This is a genomic window from Pseudoalteromonas sp. BSi20311, from assembly GCF_000239875.1.
Lineage (GTDB): Bacteria > Pseudomonadota > Gammaproteobacteria > Enterobacterales > Alteromonadaceae > Pseudoalteromonas.
Genome location: NZ_BADU01000037.1, coordinates 1 through 22,409, shown reverse-complemented (window position 1 = coordinate 22,409; position 22,409 = coordinate 1). Strand labels below are relative to the sequence as shown.

The 22,409-nt window shown below is 39.2% G+C and carries 21 protein-coding genes and 1 pseudogene; all 22 read right to left on the bottom strand.

The window, feature by feature from the left end:
* Nucleotides 1-60: 60 nt before the first annotated feature.
* Nucleotides 61-474 (bottom strand): MerR family transcriptional regulator, encoded by a 414-nt coding sequence (locus P20311_RS03355; RefSeq protein WP_008109656.1) that lies wholly within the window; start codon nt 472-474, stop codon nt 61-63.
* Nucleotides 475-779: 305 nt separating this feature from the next.
* Nucleotides 780-1,202 carry a hypothetical protein gene (locus P20311_RS03350; RefSeq protein WP_036984768.1) on the bottom strand — a complete coding sequence of 141 codons (423 nt, stop codon included), beginning with the start codon at nt 1,200-1,202 and terminating at the stop codon, nt 780-782.
* Nucleotides 1,203-1,349: 147 nt separating this feature from the next.
* The gene (locus P20311_RS03345) at nt 1,350-2,201 is read right to left on the bottom strand and encodes a formyltransferase family protein (protein ID WP_238529425.1); all 852 of its coding nucleotides are present in this window, start codon (nt 2,199-2,201) and stop codon (nt 1,350-1,352) included.
* Nucleotides 2,189-2,884 (bottom strand): heparan-alpha-glucosaminide N-acetyltransferase, encoded by a 696-nt coding sequence (locus P20311_RS03340; RefSeq protein WP_259413530.1) that lies wholly within the window; start codon nt 2,882-2,884, stop codon nt 2,189-2,191. The genes P20311_RS03345 and P20311_RS03340 overlap by 13 nt, the downstream gene beginning before the upstream one ends.
* Entirely contained in the window at nt 2,875-3,750 is an 876-nt protein-coding gene (locus tag P20311_RS03335; protein ID WP_008109642.1) for a copper resistance protein B, read from the bottom strand. Before P20311_RS03335 ends, P20311_RS03340 begins: the two co-directional genes overlap by 10 nt.
* Nucleotides 3,747-5,570, bottom strand: a complete 1,824-nt coding sequence (locus P20311_RS03330) for a copper resistance system multicopper oxidase (RefSeq protein WP_008109641.1) — start codon at nt 5,568-5,570, stop codon at nt 3,747-3,749. The genes P20311_RS03335 and P20311_RS03330 overlap by 4 nt, the downstream gene beginning before the upstream one ends.
* A gap of 27 nt (nt 5,571-5,597) precedes the next feature.
* The gene (locus P20311_RS03325) at nt 5,598-6,068 is read right to left on the bottom strand and encodes a nuclear transport factor 2 family protein (protein ID WP_008109640.1); all 471 of its coding nucleotides are present in this window, start codon (nt 6,066-6,068) and stop codon (nt 5,598-5,600) included.
* A gap of 15 nt (nt 6,069-6,083) precedes the next feature.
* Nucleotides 6,084-6,971 carry a copper resistance D family protein gene (locus P20311_RS03320; RefSeq protein ID WP_036984766.1) on the bottom strand — a complete coding sequence of 296 codons (888 nt, stop codon included), beginning with the start codon at nt 6,969-6,971 and terminating at the stop codon, nt 6,084-6,086.
* 19 nt (nt 6,972-6,990) lie between these two features.
* Nucleotides 6,991-7,338, bottom strand: a complete 348-nt coding sequence (locus P20311_RS03315) for a copper resistance CopC family protein (RefSeq protein WP_004589258.1) — start codon at nt 7,336-7,338, stop codon at nt 6,991-6,993.
* A gap of 24 nt (nt 7,339-7,362) precedes the next feature.
* Nucleotides 7,363-9,195: a 2Fe-2S iron-sulfur cluster-binding protein gene (locus P20311_RS03310; RefSeq protein ID WP_004589257.1), complete on the bottom strand. Its 1,833-nt coding sequence runs from the start codon at nt 9,193-9,195 to the stop codon at nt 7,363-7,365.
* Nucleotides 9,195-9,902: a hypothetical protein gene (locus P20311_RS03305; protein ID WP_008109638.1), complete on the bottom strand. Its 708-nt coding sequence runs from the start codon at nt 9,900-9,902 to the stop codon at nt 9,195-9,197. Before P20311_RS03305 ends, P20311_RS03310 begins: the two co-directional genes overlap by 1 nt.
* Nucleotides 9,895-13,059, bottom strand: a complete 3,165-nt coding sequence (locus P20311_RS03300; RefSeq protein WP_008109637.1) for an efflux RND transporter permease subunit — start codon at nt 13,057-13,059, stop codon at nt 9,895-9,897. The genes P20311_RS03305 and P20311_RS03300 overlap by 8 nt, the downstream gene beginning before the upstream one ends.
* Nucleotides 13,060-13,074: 15 nt before the next feature.
* Entirely contained in the window at nt 13,075-14,832 is a 1,758-nt protein-coding gene (locus P20311_RS03295) for an efflux RND transporter periplasmic adaptor subunit (RefSeq protein WP_008109636.1), read from the bottom strand.
* Nucleotides 14,832-16,259, bottom strand: a complete 1,428-nt coding sequence (locus P20311_RS03290) for a TolC family protein (protein ID WP_008109634.1) — start codon at nt 16,257-16,259, stop codon at nt 14,832-14,834. The genes P20311_RS03295 and P20311_RS03290 overlap by 1 nt, the downstream gene beginning before the upstream one ends.
* The gene (locus tag P20311_RS03285) at nt 16,259-16,756 is read right to left on the bottom strand and encodes a DUF411 domain-containing protein (protein WP_008109632.1); all 498 of its coding nucleotides are present in this window, start codon (nt 16,754-16,756) and stop codon (nt 16,259-16,261) included. Before P20311_RS03285 ends, P20311_RS03290 begins: the two co-directional genes overlap by 1 nt.
* Nucleotides 16,757-16,863: 107 nt before the next feature.
* Nucleotides 16,864-17,223 (bottom strand): hypothetical protein, encoded by a 360-nt coding sequence (locus P20311_RS03280; RefSeq protein ID WP_004589251.1) that lies wholly within the window; start codon nt 17,221-17,223, stop codon nt 16,864-16,866.
* Nucleotides 17,224-17,380: 157 nt separating this feature from the next.
* Nucleotides 17,381-17,728: a hypothetical protein gene (locus tag P20311_RS03275; protein WP_036984763.1), complete on the bottom strand. Its 348-nt coding sequence runs from the start codon at nt 17,726-17,728 to the stop codon at nt 17,381-17,383.
* A gap of 12 nt (nt 17,729-17,740) precedes the next feature.
* Nucleotides 17,741-18,058, bottom strand: coding sequence for a hypothetical protein (locus P20311_RS03270; RefSeq protein WP_008109627.1), 318 nt, complete (start codon nt 18,056-18,058; stop codon nt 17,741-17,743).
* Nucleotides 18,055-19,092: a hypothetical protein gene (locus tag P20311_RS03265; RefSeq protein ID WP_008109625.1), complete on the bottom strand. Its 1,038-nt coding sequence runs from the start codon at nt 19,090-19,092 to the stop codon at nt 18,055-18,057. The genes P20311_RS03270 and P20311_RS03265 overlap by 4 nt, the downstream gene beginning before the upstream one ends.
* A 208-nt stretch (nt 19,093-19,300) precedes the next feature.
* A complete protein-coding gene (locus P20311_RS03260) occupies nt 19,301-19,663 on the bottom strand; it encodes a hypothetical protein (RefSeq protein ID WP_008109624.1) in 363 nt (120 codons plus the stop codon).
* Between the two features lie 192 nt (nt 19,664-19,855).
* Nucleotides 19,856-21,238 carry a PhoH family protein gene (locus tag P20311_RS03255; protein WP_008109623.1) on the bottom strand — a complete coding sequence of 461 codons (1,383 nt, stop codon included), beginning with the start codon at nt 21,236-21,238 and terminating at the stop codon, nt 19,856-19,858.
* A 257-nt stretch (nt 21,239-21,495) separates the two neighbouring features.
* Nucleotides 21,496-22,353: pseudogene (locus tag P20311_RS03250) on the bottom strand (PIN domain-containing protein); the annotation flags it as partial.
* Nucleotides 22,354-22,409 lie beyond the last annotated feature (56 nt).

Sequence of the window (22,409 nt, the reverse complement as noted above, 5' to 3'; positions counted from 1 at the left end):
CCTGACAGCAACAGCCTGATTCAGTTTTTATATTTGTGTTAGTAGCCACCCTTTTTCCTCCTATGTTTTTTTAATTTGCTCAAAGTTTTCGATGAGATGACAAACCATGTTTGCAGTCGGTGCTTTGTCTTCCATTTCTTCCCATCGAGAAAGCGCAGAAGACATTTTTCCTCGAAGTGCCAACATTGCTTGAAACTGTTTTTCTGTTTCTTCGAGCCGCTCTTTGATCAGGCTTCTGACTAATGGGCACGCACTTTTACCATCTTCAGATTCATTAATAATTTCCTTGATATCTACAACGGAAAAACCAAGGTTTCTGGCACTTAAAATGAATTTAAGTCTCGATACTTCTTTATTCGAGTATGACTTGTAGCCGTTCACTGACTTGGCAGGTTTTAACAGTCCCAATCGCGAGTAATAGCGCACCGTATCAGCAGTCGTTCCAAGGCTTTTTGCCAGCTCTGCAACTTTCATGTTCACTCCTTAGTTCTTCACCTAAGTTTGTAATCTCACCTACAGCTTAGACCTGTGTCTAAGACACAGGTCAAGTGATTATTCGTGATTAATAATGCAAAAGCTAAAAACTAATTTTTTGGTAAAAGAGAAATCTCGGTCAAAATCGACAGTATTAATTACTGTAAATGGCAATAACTTGAGCATTTTCATAGTGCCTTCAAAATATCGTACTAATCGTTCAAAACAATTGATTATTTAAATCAATGAATAAGTCATTCTATTTTTGATGGGAGTGGCGAAAAAAAGACGCACTGATCCTGTGATTAGCCAATAATTGGTGGACGATAAAGTAAGAGATGGATACCAGATTTTGGTAGGGGTGTACGCTGTAGAATTAGCTCAGAATGAATATTGCAAATACCTTCGTCTTGCGCTTGCACAAGATAGGCATTTAAATGAAAGCTTGTACAAAAACCGCCTTCACAACAAACACAATCACCAGCTTTACATTTTTCACAGTCTTCATCACCATGACGGTTTTTAGAATCTTGCGAATTTTCAGTGTGATAGTGACTATTGTCAATCATTGATTGATGATGCATATTTTTGCTTGGTTGTATAATATGCGTGTCGGATGAGCCATTATGATGCTCTTCACAATTCATTGGTTTAGCAATCGCAAAGCCATGCTGCGTAAGCAACACAGTTATTATTACTATTTTAAACCACCTGAAAAGTCCAAACATTATCATTCCTTCTTTAGCACCTACAATATTAGCCACTTTATAAAAATAATTTTATGATCTTGATCAACCTTTGAACTAAAACCTACGTTCTAACCTAGCCCTTAAAGTCTGCTTCAAAACATTTTATACACACTTTTAATATACGAATTACTCTAGTACTGCTGAGTTTACTAGCACCATAGAACTTTTAAAAACAACAGCAAAGCCACCATTCATAGCCACACTAATCAGCGCTTGGTCTTCAAAAATTATGCTGCCTAGCTTGTAGTCATGTTTGAAATCGGCCACCTCTAATTGGCTGACAATAAAAAGCTCTTCATAAATTGTTATTAAGATGCCAAAATGCCCATATTGACGTATTGCTTGCCTAAATTGTTGAGTATCATTGAGCCACGACATGATTCTCCTTTCTATACTAGGTTGCTTCCAATAAGTAGCTAATCGTTTTTGTTGTGGCGTAGCACTCTCATAGATAGTTTCGAGATCATTTAACAAGGTTTGCAGTAAAGATTCCGCAAGTAAGCTTGACTTCACCATTAAGGAGGAAATGGATTCATTTTGTCCTACTTCAAATTGTTCTTGGAGTAAGATATCTCCGCCATCAAGCATATATGTGATTTTGTGTATGCTTACACCTGCAAATTCTGGTAGATCCACAATGTAAGTTAATGGCGTAGGGCCTCTACCTTTAGGTAAAAGTGAGGGATGAATATTAAAGGCATATTTTATATCTGTTATGGGCAGTCTATATCCATAGTCAGCAACGACAAAAAGAGTTACTCCAGATTTTATATATTCATCAAGTTCTTCTTTAGTCGGTCTTAAAGAATGTGTCATTATCTTATGTATGCCACAAATTCGTTTAACGATACTTGCGTTTTCCTCTACATCATTAATATAAACAGCTTCAACACTAAAGCCTTGGTTAACCATAAATGTTAAACAGTTTGAAAAGAGATTATTTCCGAAATAGAGGACTTTCATATTCAATTGATCCATTCGATAGCGCTAAAGCCAGCAAAAAGCAAAGGTTGGTGAAGTAAATAAATCAGTAAAGAGTGTTGACTAAGCAATGTCAAATAAGGGTTTATCGCATGTTGATTGGCGGGAGCCAGACGAAAGATTCGGAAATTTGCAGCCCAGATACCGAGCAAGGGCAAAGCCAACCAAGGAAAAAGAGTAACCAAGTCACTAGGATGTTTTGAAATATATTGTTCAATATAGCTAAAAGGCCAATTCCACGGTATTTCTATCGCTATGTATGCGCTAAAAATAAATAAAGATAGCAGCAAAGCAAGTTTAGGTTTCCCCACCAACCAAACTAATAGAAGTGTTGCAACTGCTATGAAGTGTAAAATACCAAAGTAAATCCAATGTTCTGGCAAGGTAAATAGTGAGGATAAAGTCACTAGTAACGCAGCACTAGATATCTTAACCGTTCGCCAAGCTAATTTCTTCGCTGATATACCACCTTGATAGGAATAAACCAGACTGGCACCAACAGAAAACAAGAACAAACTTACAATTATTGCTCTTAGCTCTTTCCAGAAAAAGCCGTTAGGTATGTCTGTTCTAATATAACCAAAATAGTTTAAATCCCAGACAAAATGAAAAGCTACCATCAATATAATTGCGGTAGCTCTCATTAAATCAATGTAGTTATTTCTTCGTATTAAAACCAAAATCTTAAACCGGCAACAAACTCAGTATCGTTGCTGCTCTGCTCGTTTAGCTTGGCGTAATCTGCTGTGCTACCAAATTTATTAGTCCACTCTACACCTACATAAGGTGCAAATTGGCGAGTAAATTCATAACGAACCCTAACGCCAATAGCAGTACTAGATAGCCCACTGCCTAGCTCATTTTGTTCATCGTCTTTACCATAAAATGTTATTTCAGCACGAGGCTGTATAATGAGCCTTTGTGTTAAAAGCAGCTCATATTCAGCTTGTGCTGTAAATGCTGTATTGCCGCTCTCACCTACATACGCTGTCATATCAAGCTCAAACCAATAAGGTGCTAAGCCTTGAATACCAAACGCTAACCATTGACGGTTTTTGCCTTCTTTATAATAATCGTAGCGAATACCGACTTGCGTATCCCAATAAGCCGAAATTGCATGACCCCATAAAATATCAGTTTGATTTTCTTCAAGCTTGCCATAACTAACATCGCCCTCGGTTTTTATCACTAATCGATTAAAGGTGGTGCCGTACCAAGCTTGTAAATCGAAAACAGCAGCATCGGCTTGTTCGTTATACTCAAGGCGATCACCTAAAATAGCGTAAAACTTATACTCATCTGCAAGGGTTAAGCGCTCGCCATCTGCTAAAGCATATGGCCCTTGCGTTAAGGTTGTGCCATTAGCATAAGCGTGTGGATCGCGAGCATTTTTAGGGGCATCGCCGCCTTGCGGCTGCATTTTATCGCCCGCCATATCGCCAGACATGTCGCCCATTTCAGTTTGAGCAAACACATTCAGGCTCAATAACGGTGCGCTAATTAATAGTGCACTAGTAAGTACTGTTGATAAGGTTAAATTTCTCATGATACAACCACCTCTCTAAACATACCTGCATCCATATGAAACAGTAAATGACAATGCCAAGCCCAACGACCAAGATCATGTGGCGTAGTTAAAAAGCTAATTCTTTGGGCGGGCTGTACCATTATGGTATGGCGGCGAACTAACACATCGCCTTGATCGTTCTCCAAGTCGCTCCACATACCATGTAAATGCATAGGGTGTGTCATCATGGTATCGTTTTGTAAAATAACTCGTACCCGCTGATTATGCTTCATATGCACAGGGGTACTTTTACCAAACTCTAAGCCATCAAAAGACCAGCTGTAGCGTTCCATGTTGCCGGTTAAATGCAGCTCAATTTCGGCTTCGGGTGCTTGGTGGTCAACTATGCCATCAAGAGAGCGTAAATCTGCAAGTGTTAAAACTCGACGGCCGTTATTGCGCAGCCCAACACCAGGATCGTCTAAGTTTGTGCGTGGCGTATCAATGCGCGCATCAATTGAGGCGCCATATTCTGTTTTAGCGTGGCGAACTTTCTGACTTGGAACAGCCAGTGGGTTTTTACCCATATTATGTTTACTATGATCCATTGCCATCGCTCCATGACCCATTGCACTATGATCCATTTTATTAGAATTCATGCCCGACATGTCTGCCATACCTGCCATCGCGGAATGCTCACCACCTTGGGCCATATTCCCCATCATATCTGTCATCGTTAACCATTCAACGGGATCTAGAGCAGGTACTGGTGCATCAATATTAGGTGCCATTGATAAAGTACCTTTAGCATAACCTGAGCGATCCATGCTTTGTGCAAAAATCGTATATGCATCATTTTTTGGCTCGACAAGTACATCATAAGTTTCACCGGGACCAAATCTAAATTCATCTACTGTCACAGGTTCAACATTTTGTCCATCAGCTTGTACAACTGTTAACTTCAGCTCAGGTATTCTTACATCAAAAAACGTATTGCTAGAACCGTTAATAAATCTAAGCCTAACCTTTTCGCCAGCTTTAAACATTCCACGCCAGTTTGTCAAAGGCGCACAACCATTCATTAAAAAAGTCATTGCAGATGCTGATAAGTCTGCAAGATCTGTAGGGTTCATTCTCATTTTATTCCACATTTCCCGGCGTTGTAGCGCATTTGAAACGCTGCTATTTGAAATGTCATCAAAAAACTCTGGAACAGTAGGTTGATTAAAGTTAAATACATCGCTCTGTACTTTTAACTTGCGAAACAAATCCATTGGGTCATCATCAGTCCAATCAGACAATTGGATGACATGCTCATTGTCAGCACTAATAATATCCTTTTCTCTTGGCTCAATAATTAATGCGCCGTACATACCTGTCATTTCTTGAAAACCACTGTGTGAGTGATACCAATATGTGCCGCTTTGTTGCAGCTTAAATTTATAAACAAAGGTTTCACCCGGCATTATACCTTTAAAGCTAATACCCGGTACGCCATCCATTTGATACGGAAGAATGATCCCATGCCAATGAATTGAACTCGGCACTGATAATTTATTCGTTACCCTGATAGTAACGTCATCACCTTCTCTGAGGCGCAAGGTAGGAGCTGGTATTGAGCCATTGATTGTTGTAGCCATTCTTACAACACCTGTGAAGTTTACTGGTGACTCATCTATCACCAGATCTATTATTTCTCCACTTAGTTCGGGCGCAGTACCTGTTGAAGTTCCAGCAATCAAAGATGAAGCTGCATGAAGAACACTTGGAAAAGCAGCTAATACACCGCCAGCAGCTAATCCTTGTACAAAGCGTCTACGTGGCGTAGAAACTTGATGTAATGGATTGTTGTTTCTCATTTTACTCTCCGTTGTTTGACCAATAAATTAATGTGACCAATGAATGTGCTTAATCTTCCATTCACCATTTTGTTTTTCCAGCACCATCGTTTCCATGCCTTGATAATCGCGTTCAACACCTTTATGAGTACCTGTAGTTTGACTACGCGACGCAGAGATAGCGGTATTTCCAAGTATCGTCACTTGATGTTCAAGTGTGTCGCTCTTCATCGCTGCTAAATACTTCATATCCGACAACATATGATGATGAGCATATTCATCAGCGCTCCTTTCAACGCGGCCTCCCTCGAAAATGGTGACATCATCCGCTAACTGCGCTCTAGCCTGTTTTTGATTGCCAGTTTCAAGTGCTTGATGAAATGCCAAAACAACTTTTGCGGCAGGGGTATCTATACCTTTAAACAAACCTTTGTCTTTGTTCTTATCACCATGAGAGTTTGCTGCGAAACTAAACGTCATTAATAAAACAAGTAATATATTTATTGTTTTCATTTTCATTCTCTCTTTTAGGTTTTAATTTGCAGGGCCAACAACACTAGTAAGCCCAGCCGTTACAGATAAAATGGCAAAAGCTACTACCATTTCTATCGAGATAGATTTAGATAAAGCCTCTCTGCCTTGACTATTTTTAAGTTGTGGAACGAGTATTAGTTTATGTTTAGCAGCAAGTGCCAAAATAGACACTACAAGGGCCAATTTAAACAACAGTGTTTGTCCGTAACTTGAGCTTATTAGTGCATCAAGACTTCCGACCAATTGAATCACGAGCCAGAGGCCTGCTACCAACAATAGGCTCACTGTAAAACTTGCTTGTTTGCCAAAGCTTTCCATCAGCAAATGAAGTTCTGCATAACTTAGCTGATGGCAAGCCTGTTTTAGTGGCAATAACGCCCCAAACCACCATACCATAACGAGCACATGCAAAATAAGCAAGCCTTTTTCAATTGTGCCTAACTCAGAAATATGACCCAGTAACGTGAATGAGTATGCAAGGATTAATAAACTCAACATTAAAGCGCTTTGTTTTAAGTACGAGTTCACAGCGAGTTTGAACCTTAAAGCTAAAGCGATTATTGCGGTAACTAGCCCAAGCGCTCGAAGCAAAGCTCCAGTGCCGACAGAGGAGTCCCACATAATAGCCAATATATCAGCGTCTATCGCCCCCTGAATTCCCTCTTCTGCCATTGCACCAGTACTGGCAAAGAACCAAGTAATATTAGCGATCAAAGCCATAACTATATAAGTTCTTGTCCACGTTAGATTCGCTATTACAGCATTAGTATGAGATTCATTATTCTCAAATATTTGCCTGAAAAATGTATAACCAGCAATACAGGCAAAGCCGACGTAAAATACAATTTTTGACAGTACAATGACTGTATTCCAGATATACATTTCCATATCAATCACACCGCCTATTTTAGTGAACCATAAAGCCGAAGCTATGTTTCATTTTATGACCATCGTTACCTAAGAAGGTTACATCCACAGCATAGTTTGCAGGAGCTAATTTAGGTAGTTTCCATGTAAATTTGCTAGTAGCGACTTTAGAAGGCTCGAATCCAAATTTAAATTCTTCGCCTTGTTTATTGGCCAATGAAACTTTTACAACCCGTACCTCTTTGGTGAACACCAAAGTTAACTCTTCTGGAGGATTCATTAGCATTGCATTATCAGCAGGCACACTTTTTTCAAGATGCACATGCGCAAATACCGCACTACTAAAAACGACACTGATTACGGTTAAAAATTTAATTAATGTTTTCATATATACCTCTATTTATTTAATGGATTAACGACTAAATTTATCTTTGAAAATTTTATTACTTGGAATCCCAGCATCTGTAATTATTTTTTCCACTTCACTCATCATTGCTTCTGGACCGCACAAGTAAAACTCAGCCAAAAGCAGTTCTGATTTTTGGTTCATATACGGCAGAAGTACTTTTTGAACATAGCCTGAGTGCCCTTGCCATTCTTCTGAAGGATTAGAAAGAGTAGGAATATAAGAGAAGTTTTTATGCTTCTCACTCAGTGACTTCAATTCATTATGGTATAGCAAGTCATCTTCAGTTCGCGCACCATAGATAAGAGTCAAACCACTTTTATCTTTATGCTTTTTCAACTGTTCAAAAATAATAGACCTCAGTGGTGCAAGTCCTGAACCCGCACCAATAAACACGCGACTAACTTTTTTATTTGAAGTGGCATAAAAATCAGAAAAAGGGCCTTTTGCAGTTATCGTTTCACCTACTTGGAGTGAACCTAAATAACTTGAACCTATTCCTGCTTTAAAACCATTCTTTGCGGTCTGCCAACGGATATTAAACATTAACTCATCAGACTCCTCGTCAAAGTTAACTAATGAGTAGTGGCGAGTTACACCGTTATGAGAAAATTTTCCATGATAGTAGCTATCCCAGTATTTTTCATAGCACTCTGGCATATCATCTGGACGTAAGCTATTCATCCCTGCTGGCACATCAAATTGCATATATGCACCAGCTTTAAATGCCAACTGTTTGCCTGATTTCAGCTTAAATTTCACTTCCTTGATAAAAGGAGTAATGAAATTAGTCGCAACCACAACTAGCTCATGATTTTCAATATTGCGATCAGTATTAACTTCAATCGAACTAATTTCAGAGAACCTATGCTGACATCCAAGCCGATAACCTTCCTTAAGTTGCTCCTGAGATAAATGTTCCTGTTCAGATAGTGTGATAGGTAATTTAGTTGAACTTAAGAACACGCATTTGCCACAAGTACCGCCACCACCGCAACCTGAAGGAAGGTATACATGTGAACTAGCTAGCCCTTCTAGTACAGTTGAGCGACCAACTGCTGAGATGTCAGTAATAGTATTTTCATTGGAAAACGTCACTGCCACTTTTTGCCTGTTAGTGCCCCAACCTAGCTTCAGTAAACCACTTCGATACTGTTGTATCAGCCAAGTAACACCAGTAATTGAAAGGAATAGCGTTGCAAAAGCAAATGCAATGATCAACCAATGGTTAAATCCTCCAGAATTGCCATAGTCCATAAAGTGAAGCTTCATCATCAGATCTTTCAATCTGAAATCATCATTGGCATGGCGAAGTACTTGACCTGTAATACTATCTAAATAAATAGTTGTATTGTTCTCATCCTCAACGGCAACTTGCCACATAGGATTTTGCTGCCTTACGTGATCAGAAAACGGAGGTTGAGATAACACTGGAGTAGTTAACTTACCCTGTCCTGAGTAGGAGTTTTTTGCCAAAGTTAGTACTTGTTCTTCAGACAAATTAAATGGCTTTCCTGTTACAGCATCAAATAGCTTTGAGTGGCGTTCTTGATAGCTATGCTGCCCCTTATCGAACACAAAATGATAGTAAGGCTGATGTAAAACCCATATAAGGTTTACTTCCTGCGGAGCATTACTAGTAATGTCTTTAATAGGGAATAGGTCAAAGCCTGTAATGCTACCTTCATGATGAGAATGAACTCTAAGTTCATTACCACTGGCTTTACTGTGATCCATCAAATTGAAGTAAAGGCCCGTTCCCAACCAAATAAGCAGTTGTAAACCAACAAATAAAGAAAGCCACTTGTGTATCGTTGTATTTAACTTAAATAGTCGCATCAAATGACTCTCTTTTTATTTGGGGAAAGCACTCGGTAATAAGTCAATACTGCGCCAGTAATTGCTCCCATTAGACCTAGAGTTGCGACCAAGAACAAAAACCAGTTAGATACGTTTTCTCCATCATAGTAATCCATAATGTGGAACCGCCACATCCAATCAAACAATCGCCAGTAATCATGACGCTTGGCAACAAGTGATCCTGTTTGTTGACTTATATAAAATGTCGGTGTGGAGAATTGCTCAAACGTCACTCTCCAAACAGGTAAATGCCTTGGGGACAACTCAGCAGGCAAGTTTGTCGCTGACTTAATCAACCTTATGCTGTCGATTTGATGATTCAGCACATAATGGTATTGTGCGATTTCTTTAGCCTTGGTTTCATCTACAAGGGCCTGAACAGCTCCAGTTTTAGCATCTATTGCTACTTTTCCATTTTCTCCATTAATAAAAGAATACAAAGGACGGCCCATACTTTGAGTAAGTGTAACTTGGCTAGCTTTAGGATAATCCGCAGCTAGCTTTACAATGGAGTAATCCATACTTGCTAAATCTATTTTGGCTTCCTCACTCTTAGCCAAGGTTTCGCCGTGTATATAGTGAATATCCATAGTCACCATATACACACCAGTAATCGACCAGAAAAGGAATTGTATCCCTACAAATGCCATTAGCCATTTATGGTACTTCCTAGCTTTTCTAAGCATTGTTTTTTAGCTCCGAGTTAGAAAGTTCCTTGTTAAAGGCGTTTACTTCGGGCTTTTTAACGATTGAATAAATCGCGGGTAAAACAATTAGAGTTAGCAGGACTGCACTTGTCATCCCACCTACCATAGGTGCAGCAATACGACTCATTACCTCAGAGCCTGTTCCTGTACCATATAAAATAGGCATTAGGCCGATAATGATTGTCGCTACTGTCATCATTACAGGACGAACACGTAATCCAGCACCGTGCAATAAGGCATCTTGATATTCATCTTCTGAGATGAGTTCTGCTCGCTCTTTCGCTTTTTCCTTAAGCTCAGCAAGTGCCTGATTGAGATAGACCAACATTATCACACCAATCTCAACCGCTACCCCAGCTAGAGCAATAAAGCCCACGCCAACAGCCACAGAGAAGTTAAACCCTTCCAGATACATCAACCATAAGCCACCAATCATCGCCATCGGCAAGGTAACGATAATGATAGCCACCTCACTAAACGCTCTGAAGTTTAAGTAAAGTAGAATAACAATAATGGCGAGTGTTAAAGGCAATACATAGGTGAGCTTTTCTTTCGCTCTTTCCATATATTCGTATTGCCCAGCCCAAGTAATTGAATAACCTGCTGGTAGTTTTAGATTATTAGCCAAGTGTATTTTTGCACTTTCAACATAAGTACCTACGTCAACACCGTCTATATCGATAAACGTCCAGCCATTTAAACGAGCATTTTCACTCTTAATTCCCGGCGGACCGTTCTCAACTCGAATATCTGCGACATCACCTAGTGCAATGCGTTGACCACTTGGTGTTACAACAGGTAATCGTGATAGCTGCTCAGGAGAGTCTCGATAGTCTTGCGGATAGCGTAAGTTAACAGGGTAACGCTCTTGACCTTCTACCGTTTGGGTAACGTTCATACCACCAATAGCTGTAGAAACCACTTGTTGAACATCTTCGATGTTTAACCCAAAGCGACTTGCCTTATCGCGTGAAATATCAACCTTGATATATCGTCCACCTGCAACTCGCTCTGAGTAAACTGATGCTGTGCCTGTAACTTCGGGTAAAATTTGCTCTATTTGTTGGCCGATTTCCTGAATCACATCAAGCTCTGGTCCGGCGACTTTAATACCCACAGGCGTTTTAATACCTGTTGCCAACATATCAATACGAGTTTTGATTGGCATAACCCAAGCATTCGTCAAGCCCGGAAACTTAACCAACTTATCAAACTCAGCTTTTAAAGATTCTGTTGTAACTCCCTCACGCCACTCTTCTTGAGGCTTCAACTGAATGAAGGTCTCAATCATAGTTAGAGGCGCGGGATCAGTTGCAGTTTCAGCTCTTCCTACTTTACCAAATACTGTTTCAACTTCTGGCACTGTTTTAATTAGCTTGTCTGTCTGCTGTAGAATTTCTCTTGCCTTACCAATAGAGATCCCCGGATATGTAGTCGGCATGTACATTAAATCTCCTTCATCTAGAGGAGGAATAAACTCGCTACCAATCTTATCAACAGGCCAAAAACCGACGATAGTCACTAATATTGCTGCTACAATTGTCGATTTTGGAAACTTCATTACTTGCTTTAAAACAGGCATGTAAATAGCAATTAGCAATCGGTTTAACGGATTTTTCTTTTCTGAAACAATTTTGCCTCGAATAAAGTACCCCATTAATACAGGCACCAATGTTATCGCTAAGCCTGCTGATGCCGCCATTGCATATGTTTTTGTATAGGCGAGCGGAGAGAACATTCTTCCTTCTTGCGCTTCCAAGATAAATACAGGTAAGAATGAGACTGTAATGATCAGTAAGCTAAAAAATAGTGCAGGGCCTACTTCACTCGCAGCCTTAGCAACAATTTGCCAACGATTTTCATCTGTTAGCGGTGTCTTTTCCATATGTTTATGCATATTTTCAATCATCACTATTGCGCCATCTGTCATCGCACCAATTGCAATAGCGATACCACCTAATGACATAATATTCGCATTGATACCTTGCATATGCATGATGATAAATGAAGCTAAGATGCCAATAGGTAGAGTGACAACTGCAACAATCGAAGATCGCAAATGAAACAGAAATGCAACACATACAATCGCGACGACAGCAAGCTCTTCGAGCAATTTACTCCATAGGTTTTCTACCGCCTCTCCTATTAAGCCAGAGCGATCATAAACCGTAACTATTTCAACTCCTTCGGGTAAACCTTTTTTTAACTCTTCTAATTTGGCTTTTACTCCATCAATGGTTTTTTGTGCGTTTTCACCAAAGCGCATAACAACCACACCACCAACAACTTCTCCTTCACCATTAAGTTCCGCGATGCCCCGTCTCATTTGTGGACCTAAGTTAACTTCTGCCACATCGCCAATAGTAAGCGGCGTTCCTTGTTCGTTCACACCGAGAGGGATCAACTCTATATCTGAAATACTTTTGATATAGCCAGTAGCGGTAACCATGTACTCTGCTTCAGCCATTTCAACAACAGAGGCACCTGTTTCTTGGTTACCACGCTTAAGGGCCATTTGAATGTGACTAAGTGGTATACCGTAGGCTCTTAACTTATCGGGATCGACTTGTATTTGATATTGTTTAACCATTCCACCAACGGCAGCAACCTCTGACACTCCGGGGACAGTTTGCAATTCATATTTTAAGAACCAATCTTGAATACTACGCAATTGGCTAATATCCAAGTTGCCCGTTTTATCTACAAGAGAATATAGGTAAACCCAGCCAACACCTGTCGCATCTGGCCCTAGTTGTGGACGCGCACTAGCGGGTAGTGAAGGGGCTACTTGACTTAAATATTCAAGTACTCTGCTCCTTGCCCAATATAAGTCAGTGTCTTCGTCAAAGATGACGTAAACAAATGAGTCACCAAAAAATGAATAGCCACGAACAGTAACAGCGCCGGGAACAGACAACATTGCAGTTGTCAGTGGATAAGTAACCTGATCTTGAACAACTTGCGGTGCCTGACCGGGGTAATTCGTTTTAATTATTACTTGAACGTCAGATAAATCTGGTAGTGCATCAACAGGCGTATTCTTTATTGAAAATAGCCCACCACCAATCAAAATTAAGGTAGCTAAGATAACAAAGAAGCGATTGCCAATTGACCATCTAATAATTGATTCAATCATTATTTTTCTCCCAACTTAATGATTCGAGTGATCAACGACCGGCTTATTTTCCTTGCCGTGTTGTTCATCTGATTCAAGAGAAATGTCAGTGATAACTAAGTCATCCCTAACCTCAAAAGTGAAAGTGACATTATCACCAACATTGAAATCAACTATTTCTATATTGTCCGCGACGATAAAATCCATCGTCGCAGCAGGTCTATCCCACTTCTCTATTGGGCCTCGGCTAATATTTAGAATCCGTGTATCAATATCAATCGCATTAATTAAACCTGATACTGTTGCTGATGATACTTCTTCACTCATATCAGCAGGCTCACTCATGATATGAATTCCAGTAACTTCATATCCACCCTCTTCGGTTTTGCTCACTTCAAAGTGCAAAGATTGACCTGACTTTAATGAGTCAATATCGACTTTTTCAGCCACAGTAAAATCCATAACCATTTCAGGCCAATCCCAAGCTTCAGCAGGGCCATGTGAAATATTAACCATGCGGTGCCCTGCCATAACACTATTAACATCCCCTTGCATCCAAACAGAGTTAGGCACTTCATCATGAGTCATTCGTTTAAAGTCAGAGCTTTTACTTGATTCAGAATCAATCAAGAATTGAGCAGATGTCACCACAACATCATCTTCATTTAAGCCGTCTAATATTTCGATGCTGTCGATATCAACCCGGCCAATAGTCACTTCAATAGATTTAAATTGCCCATCACCTAACGCAAGTACTACTCTGTCCTGTTTACCTGTTCTAATAACGGCTTCTTTAGGCACGAGGATGGTGCTATCAGCTTGATTAGCGTGAATAGAGACTTGTGCAAACATATTTGGTTTTAATTGATAGTCTGTGTTATCAAATTTCAATCTCACTCTGAGTGTGCGTGTTTTACTGTTCAATGTTGGATAAACATAATCAACGACACCAGCCCAGTCCTCACCGGGTAAATAATCCAGTGTCATTGATACAGGAAGTCCTTTTTTAATTAAGGCTGCGTCACGTTCAAACACTTCTGCTTCAACCCAAACTTGATCTAGCTGGCCAATGCTTAATAAGGTGTTTCCCGGCTTTACATAAAAACCTTCTCTAACCTTCAAACCATCGACAACACCTGCTTGTGGTGAATAAAAGGTAATTGTTTGCTGAACCTTTCGTGTCTTTTCTAGCTTTTGAACAAAGTCTGCTGAAAGCTGTAACGCTTTTAGGCGATCTTTGGCTGCTGAAATTAAAGAACTATTGTTGCGCTTTAACGCTATTAACAGCTCTTCCTGAGCATTAACTAACTGAGGAGAATATAGTGTATAAAGAGGCTGCCCTTTCTCTACAGGGTTACCTGCTGCTTTGATGTAAAGTTTATCAATCCAGCCATCAACCCGTGGGTGGATATGAATTAGCTTATCTTCATCATATTGAACATAACCTACCGTTGAGATTTCAGTATGCATATTTTTCAGTTCAACAGGTGCAGTGCGAACCCCAAGGTTATTCACTACATGAGGCGCAATTTTTACTGCTCCGGGGCCAAAGTCATCACCAGATGATCCTTCCTCATACACTGGAATTAAATCCATCCCCATAGGCGACTTACCGGGCTTGTCCCGGCGGTAATTAGAATCCATCGGTGCAACCCAATACTGAGGCTTTTTTTCTCCTGATGTTGCTTCATTACTATTACTGTTTGAGCCAGTACCTTGATATAAACTCAATGCTCCAGCACCAAGTGCTGCCCCAATGATGATGGCAATAATTGTTTTTGTATTCGTTGACATTATTTTTCTCCAAATTGCTGACTGGATAAGTGCTGATTAGTTTTGTGTGAAGTTTGCATCGACTTATGTTCAGCATTTGAGTTAGATTGAGAATGCGCAAATAAATAGTTGATACGAGCAACTGTTTTAAGTGCGTCAACATCAATTCTTAAAGCTGATATTCTGGCATTTAATTCTGCGATTCTTGCTCGAACAACTTCGGCAAAATCGCCATCATCATTTGTGTAGGCTGTCAATGACGCTTCTGCTTGGTCATGAGTTTGTTTAAGGAGTTGTTCTTGATAGATAGATTGTCTATCTGATAAGCGTTTAAGCTGTCTTAGTTCTTTTTCTAAAACACTGATCATTTGCTTTGTCAGTAATAGTTTCTCGGTTTTAATAGTCTCTGAATCTGCAATAGAAGCTGCAACTTGCTTATCTTGTCTGTTCTCGGTAAACAAGGGTAAATCAAACGTTACCCCAACAGAAAATAAATCAGCTCGGCTATCACCAGAGGGCATATTGTCGCGATAGGCATAACTAGCATTAACACCCCATTCCGGCTCATATTGCTGTTTGGCTAACTCAATTCCTTTTTCTGAAGCTTTGCGTTTTATATCAATTGCAAGTATGGCTGGGTGATTCGAAAGCTCCTGAGCCAATAGATTTCTTGAGTAATTAGATGCTTTTAGGACTGTTGGATTATTCAATTGAATCGAAGGCAATTCTTTTGAGACGCTAAACTCTAATGGTTGCGCGTCAAAGTTGAATGATTCATTCAAACGATCCGCATCGTAAATATGAAGCCACTCATTGAGACGAGCGATTGTCGTTTCTAGTTTCTGCTTTTGCGAAGTTAATCTGTCATCTAACTGCACGATTTCCAACTGAGCACGAATAACATCTTGCTGTCTAGTTTTACCAACAACGTTTGAATAGCTAGCTTTAGCCACTTCCGCCATCTGCTCAAAGAGAGACCAATCATCTTCAATCAATTTAATAGTTTGTTGGGCTAAGTAAGCATCTAACCAAAGTTGTGACACTTGGCTTTTCAACTTAGCTTTACGATCCTCTCGTAACAGTGGAAATTTCGTGGACTCAATTTGTAACTGGTCTTTCTTGATCTCTAGACTGTCGCCTCTCGGAAACATTTGAGAGACGCCAACCTTTAGCTGAGTCATTCCTTCCTGATCTAAATCCCAAGTATCTGTTGGTAAATTCATTATCCCTAGCGATACTTTCGGATCAGGCAAAGTACCTGAAGCAATACTTCTATTTTCAACTGCACTTTGTTTCAATCGGCTACCATGAAGCCAAGGATCATTTTGCTGAGCTAAGGTGATAGCTTGTTCAAGCGACACTACTTTCTCAGCTTGAGCTGAGAATACAGATAAGCCGAGTATTAATGCAGTTGAAAGTGAAGTAAGGTTTGAAGAGTTCAATTTCATTAGAATTGCTCCTCGTATGTCTTAACTTTTGCATAGACTTTGCTCGTTCCATCTTTAAATAGAATTAACACGTTGTATGGCATAAAGCGGTCATCGACTTCCATACCGGGAGAGCCAACTGGCATTGCTGGAACTGAAAGCCCAATCGCATTGGGATGTTCTTCTGATAAGAACTGCTGAATAAATTTAGCAGGTATATGACCTTCAAAGGCAAATCCATTTCTACTCACTGCCGTGTGGCATGAACGGTAATTAGGTTTGATACCATACTTAGTTTTGATGTTGCCGATGTTTCGGAAATCTTTGGAATGCGCAACGATCCCTTTGTCTTCAATATGAGTTATCCATTTTTTACAACACCCACAAGTAGGGGTTTTATAAACGATTAACTCCAAAGGTGTTACGTCGTGATTGTCTGCATGGTTATGTTCGTTGGCGTTTGCAAACGCAGGTGAAAGCAGCATTAATACTGCTATTTTTAAATACTTATTGATCATTTTTGCCCCCAGACATCGCTGGAAAATATCTATAGCGCTACGACGCTATATTGACTAACAGAAAAATTAATTACATGTGCGAGAAATTTGGACGCACTAATCCTGTATTAGGCAAAAATTGGTGGACGATAAAGGGAAGTGGAAATTGAATGAGGTTGTTTAGATTGCAGAGCAGCTACAGATTCACTGAATATTTGAATATCTGTCGAATCAATACTGGAATTTAGGACTGTCGTAGATGAGCAAGCATTTGCAGGACAAATACATTCAACGTCACAACAATCTTCTGATTGACCATTACTGCTTTTATTCATATCACCATGATCCATGTTCATGTTCATGTTCATGTGTGATTCGTGAGAACCTGATGACATTTCGCAAGGCATAGCAGAATACGCAAATGCTTGCCCTACAAAGGCAACCAGCATAAGCGTCATTACTAAGACTTTTGAAAATGCTTTAGACATAAAATTCTCTTACAAATATACATCTCTAATACTAATGCAAATTTTTGACTAAGTCAATTGATGCTGTATAAACATTTATGAATATTTGACTAACGTCAATTTTTTCAAAGAGGTAAGTGACAAATAATAATCTCATCAGACTTCTTATCTTCGCTATTCAATGGCTTTTATTTTGAGACTTAAGTTGCTCTCTCATTTCTAAAACTCGATCTGCCGAATAAGCTCCTGCTCTCATAACAACCAGTTCAACAAACGAAATATCAATTAACTTATGGTCAGTATCAATCACATAACAACTCCCACTATGTGTGTATATTTCTAACTTATCCTCATCAGCAGATTTGCTAACAATCTTTGAAGTCACGATTTGCTGAAATGGCCGAAACCTGAATGTTTCATCTTCAATAACCCCCCCTGATAAAAACTCGCCAAGAAATATTTTTTCAAATTCTTTATAGTCGTAAACAGATACTATGTAGGCATCCTTTAAATATATTCTATCCAACGTATTCCCTTACTAATAACTAGCCGGGAGCATATCTCGCAGCTCTAATAACTCATTAGGAGAATACATACACTCATGCATTAAATTAAACTCAAATGCATTTACATCAAACTCTTTAGATTCAGCATCTAAGATATAAAAGTCAACACCAAAGCACTTACTTTCTAGACCATTGATTTCCAAAACCTTTATCGTGAATAAAGCATCTCCTTCTTTACCATTTTCATTTTCGTCAGCAAATGTGCCGTAAAGCACCCGTTCAACTTTTTCCTCTGTATCAGATTGAATTGAGATAAGTTTTGCGTTGGTTAGTTTTACTCTAGGTCTCATGCTTGAACTCCTTTCATATCTTCTACAGAAAAAGGACGAAAAAAACTTAGATATTTAACCCCATCAACTTTAAGCAAATTGTTGTCAGCATCAAAATGTGACAGAACACTAGATTGATACAACGAAATGTATTTTTCATAATCGATTGTGTTAAAAAAGTTGGTATCAACGCGCCTCGCATAAAAAACAAGATCTTGCTGTTCGATACGAACAATGAACTTCTGATCGCCATCTAGATTTTTGACTCGTAGACATAAATCAGGTTTGTGCCAATCAGATACAAAGGAAGGAATCAATGGGAAGCCATATACCAAATAGCGCATACCTTCGATTTTGAAGGTTGTTGGATTGAACTGAGCCTTATTTACTTTGCCGCTACTGAATAATTCAAGTGTCAACACCAGCCAGTGCACATGCTTAGAAAATGTATTTCCTTCAGAAATACAGCCTTCAAACTCACCATTATGGTTTACATGATTGATGTACATGTATTTTCTAATGTCATCCAAGGAAAGCTTTTCAAACGGAAACTTGCAAGCGATTAGCCTGAAATAACAACCATGAACTTTTAAATCTGCATATTGAACTATCAACGGATCATCAAAGGCATCAAAGTATGGTCGCCACTCTAAGCGGAAGTCTGCACCTGTATTTACAATAAACTTGGCATTTTCAGGCAACCCTAAAACTTGGTATATCACTGAAACTAACTCTAATGTTTCGATATCTACCAGCATCAGGCTTTCAATACGGTTTGCCATTGACTCAATTTCTTTATGAAGCGATTCAATAATTTCTTGATCATCGTATTCGTTGATCATTAAATATTTCAGGGAATCGTGCTTTAGAATTGAGTCCAGCTTTTTCTTTTCAAATACTTCAGAGAGATATTTATGGGTATCAGAAAAATAAGGGCAGTTATAAACACCTCTAGCCCACAGGCCTTGGGCGTAAAGATCAGGAAACTCTAATAACTCAGCAAACTCTTTTGCTTGTTTATTGAGCTTATTCTTTAATTGATAAAGTGAGATCATTTAGTTCTCCAAACAACTTCCCAATAAACAATGGCCTACCAACACATTGCTTTATTTATTGTTCAAATAACCAAATTTTTACGGATGCTCCGCTTCACTGTTCACGTTTTTCAAGGCGAAAAACATGTGTAGGCGTAGGCTGTCCGTTCAGCCTTCATATTATAATATCGCCAAAAAACAAAATGACAACTTACGTATTTGTACAACTTTAGGTAGATATTTTGAGTTTGAACTCTGAAAAGCTAAGCCCAAACAGGGATACGACCATCTCTTCATTTATATTGGAGCCGGGAAATTTTTTTTCAAAATTTCCAATAATGCTATCTAGGTGGCTAGCTAATATTTTTACTAAAAATATTTCCGAGTTTGGTGAGAGTGCAGACAGTGCTATCAATGGGTTGTCAAAGGATTCAGCTTTTATTTTTACTAGTAAATCGCTGTAACTGTCACAGCCGTAAAGACAAATAGCTAGGGCTTCTTGGGCTTGTCCAAGGGGAATAGTTAATAATTTAGATAATCGTTTTGCCTGCCTTTTTATATTTACTAGCAGGTCTTCTTTATTAAAAGACATCAATACACCAAAAAACGGCAACGCTAGGCCACGCACCTATGTCACTCAGTTTTTGTGAATATTTAATCTTTTAGTTCAGAGTAAATCCATTTCGTCCTGTTTTCGTGGGAACGGGCTTCTCTGAAAAGCCACTGCAAAAAGCAGTGGCTATTGTCGCAATATTATAAGGAAATGTGAATTGTAGTTTGATGCCTACATGTTCTTTTCAGTGAATTCAGCCAAGCTACTACGCTCTACTTCATCAAATATCAATACTGAGCCTTTTTCATAGTTTCTATACACGTTAACAGCCGCGCTAGCACCTGAAGATGCGGGTGTGACAAACTTATCATCAATCTGGGCTAAGTTGCCCAACACGATTGTGCGACAATTTTTGCCACCACGGCTTAACATGCCCTTAATTTGCGCTCTAGTCATGTTTTGAGCTTCATCAATGATTAAAACAGCATCGTCTATTGAACGACCTCGGAAGTAAGCCATACTAGTAAATTCTATATTGGCTTTTTCGATCACATGCTCAACAGTTGCACTAATATTACCTTCATTGTTATCACCTGAATGCATTGATATAAGCGCATCTGTTATACCTGCTAATAACGGCATTGATTTCTCTGTCAGGTCACCGGGTAAAAACCCCGGATCATCGTCCATAAAGTCTCTGGAGCGCACCACAACGATTTTTTTGTACTTTTTTAACTCCAATACTTGATGCAGCGCCGAAGCAACTGCTAAAAAAGTTTTTCCGGAGCCAGCAGGGCCAAGGATGATATTTAAGTCATAATATGGATCTGTTAATTGGCTTAAAGCTACTGCCTGACGCTGATTTTTAGGCAAAATGCCCCATACTTTTTCTTGTTTACGAGGCAATAACTTTGTGAATACCTCAGTATCTGTTACTTCTGAAATTCGCCCAATGTGTCCAGCTTCATCGTACCAATACATGTTTGGCTGAACTTCATCATTAAATAGACTTATTGGGAAAGTATAAACTTCTCCTGAAACCTTGAAGTCTTTGTCTGATTTAATTCGATCAAAAAGATCTCCTTTAAAGGCTTGTACCCCTGTGTATAAAAGATCAATATCTGATATTTGATTATCTACGGCAACGTCTTCTGCCATGACCCCTACGGTTCGAGCTTTCAAGCGCATATTAATGTCACGGCTAACAATTACTACGTCTTTATCTAAGTCCTTCTGAAGATACAGTGCATAGTTAATTATTCTATTGTCAGCGTCACTTCCAATACCGTGCTTTAACTCTTTAGCCATATCGAGCTGGGTATCAATTCCAATAAACAGTTTTCCTCGTTTAGCTGTTTCAGTAGAAGGTAGTGGAATACCAGCTTCCATCTCTTCTGCACTGTGCCCATTTATTATATCTTCAAGCATACGAATACATACACGAGCATCAGCACTAACCGATTTGTTAGTTCTTTCTTTTAAGTTATCTAATTCTTCTAGAACTGTTAGACAGATGTATACGTCTTCACTGTACGCAAGAAGTGACTTTGGATCATGAACTAGTGCCGATGTATCCAATACTCTTGGGTTTTTGTTTTCACTTGGATTATTCATTTTAGTTCTCCTTTGAGAACGATTTTCATTAATTAGCATTTTAGATTTACCTTAGCTTTATTATTTTTGTTTGTGCCTCTTGCAGGTTAAATCCATTATTTATATTTATTGATGAATGGTTCTATTCTTTAAGTCACACTTAATGACATGTTAGAGAGATTAGATCTTAGCCTGTTATAAATACTCAATTTATTCAGTAAGAATAAGGTCTGTAGATAGGTCTGCACAAATATTGAAAAAAAGCTTGCAGTAATACCTGTTTTACCACACCCAGCAGGACCAGTAAGTATTACTAATTCAATAGACGTGTCGAGCAAGGCATCAATAGCCATTGCTTGGTAAATATTTTTTGGTTTTATTCCCCATGCACTTTGATGCATCAATCGCTCTGCGCCAATATCTTTAATGGTAATATGCTCACCATCATACGATTTAACTCTAGCGGCAAACTGATCGCCATCATCAAGTAAATATTCATTACAAAACACATCAGGAATTAAATCTTTAGGGATATGATGAACTGTTTCACGTCCGTGTTGCTCAGTATTACACTCGCCAACATGCTGCCAAAAATCGCCCTCAATTTTTTTATAACCACTGGTGAGTAAATCAATATCGTCAATTAACTGATCAGTACGATAGTCTTCAACATATTTAAGCCCCGCCCCTTTGGCTTTTAAGCGCATGTTAATATCTTTAGTTACTAATATGACTTTTTTATCGCTGTGCTGGTTTTGTAAATGCACCGCACAATTAATAATACGGTGGTCGTTTTCATTGCCCGGCAAACCAGAAATAGAATCGGCAAATAAATGGTCGTTTACAATAATTAAGCTGCCTGTCGATCCGCCTTGTTTATTCCTTGGCAGCGCCACACCTTGTAACATTTGTTCAGGAGTTGCCTGACTCAACACCCCATCAAGGCCACGAATAGCCACTCGCGCATCGCGGCTCACATCGTGTTTTCTATCTTTTATATGATCAAGTTCTTCCAATACGGTCATTGGGATAACCACTTGGTGCTCTTGGAATGACAAATACGCGAGGGGTTCGTGAAGTAATACATTGGTATCTAGCACATACATTTTACTATCAAAATTTGAAGCTTTTCCCATAGTACTTTCCTTACGTTTTATGATTTTTATGATATACCCAATAAACTAATCAGTGG

Bases quoted from the DNA above. Each gene is read 5' to 3' on its own strand.
- P20311_RS03260 (WP_008109624.1), bottom strand. From the start codon at position 19,663: ATGTCTTTTAATAAAGAAGACCTGCTAGTAAATATAAAAAGGCAGGCA.
- P20311_RS03350 (WP_036984768.1), bottom strand. From the start codon at position 1,202: ATGTTTGGACTTTTCAGGTGGTTTAAAATAGTAATAATAACTGTGTTG.
- P20311_RS03310 (WP_004589257.1), bottom strand. From the start codon at position 9,195: ATGCGACTATTTAAGTTAAATACAACGATACACAAGTGGCTTTCTTTA.
- P20311_RS03335 (WP_008109642.1), bottom strand. From the start codon at position 3,750: ATGAGAAATTTAACCTTATCAACAGTACTTACTAGTGCACTATTAATT.
- P20311_RS03300 (WP_008109637.1), bottom strand. From the start codon at position 13,059: ATGATTGAATCAATTATTAGATGGTCAATTGGCAATCGCTTCTTTGTT.
- P20311_RS03255 (WP_008109623.1), bottom strand. From the start codon at position 21,238: ATGAATAATCCAAGTGAAAACAAAAACCCAAGAGTATTGGATACATCG.
- P20311_RS03305 (WP_008109638.1), bottom strand. From the start codon at position 9,902: ATGCTTAGAAAAGCTAGGAAGTACCATAAATGGCTAATGGCATTTGTA.
- P20311_RS03270 (WP_008109627.1), bottom strand. From the start codon at position 18,058: ATGAGACCTAGAGTAAAACTAACCAACGCAAAACTTATCTCAATTCAA.
- P20311_RS03290 (WP_008109634.1), bottom strand. From the start codon at position 16,259: ATGAAATTGAACTCTTCAAACCTTACTTCACTTTCAACTGCATTAATA.
- P20311_RS03320 (WP_036984766.1), bottom strand. From the start codon at position 6,971: ATGGAAATGTATATCTGGAATACAGTCATTGTACTGTCAAAAATTGTA.
- P20311_RS03325 (WP_008109640.1), bottom strand. From the start codon at position 6,068: ATGAAAATGAAAACAATAAATATATTACTTGTTTTATTAATGACGTTT.
- P20311_RS03355 (WP_008109656.1), bottom strand. From the start codon at position 474: ATGAAAGTTGCAGAGCTGGCAAAAAGCCTTGGAACGACTGCTGATACG.
- P20311_RS03315 (WP_004589258.1), bottom strand. From the start codon at position 7,338: ATGAAAACATTAATTAAATTTTTAACCGTAATCAGTGTCGTTTTTAGT.
- P20311_RS03280 (WP_004589251.1), bottom strand. From the start codon at position 17,223: ATGTCTAAAGCATTTTCAAAAGTCTTAGTAATGACGCTTATGCTGGTT.
- P20311_RS03265 (WP_008109625.1), bottom strand. From the start codon at position 19,092: ATGATCTCACTTTATCAATTAAAGAATAAGCTCAATAAACAAGCAAAA.
- P20311_RS03295 (WP_008109636.1), bottom strand. From the start codon at position 14,832: ATGTCAACGAATACAAAAACAATTATTGCCATCATCATTGGGGCAGCA.
- P20311_RS03330 (WP_008109641.1), bottom strand. From the start codon at position 5,570: ATGAGAAACAACAATCCATTACATCAAGTTTCTACGCCACGTAGACGC.
- P20311_RS03285 (WP_008109632.1), bottom strand. From the start codon at position 16,756: ATGATCAATAAGTATTTAAAAATAGCAGTATTAATGCTGCTTTCACCT.
- P20311_RS03345 (WP_238529425.1), bottom strand. From the start codon at position 2,201: ATGGATCAATTGAATATGAAAGTCCTCTATTTCGGAAATAATCTCTTT.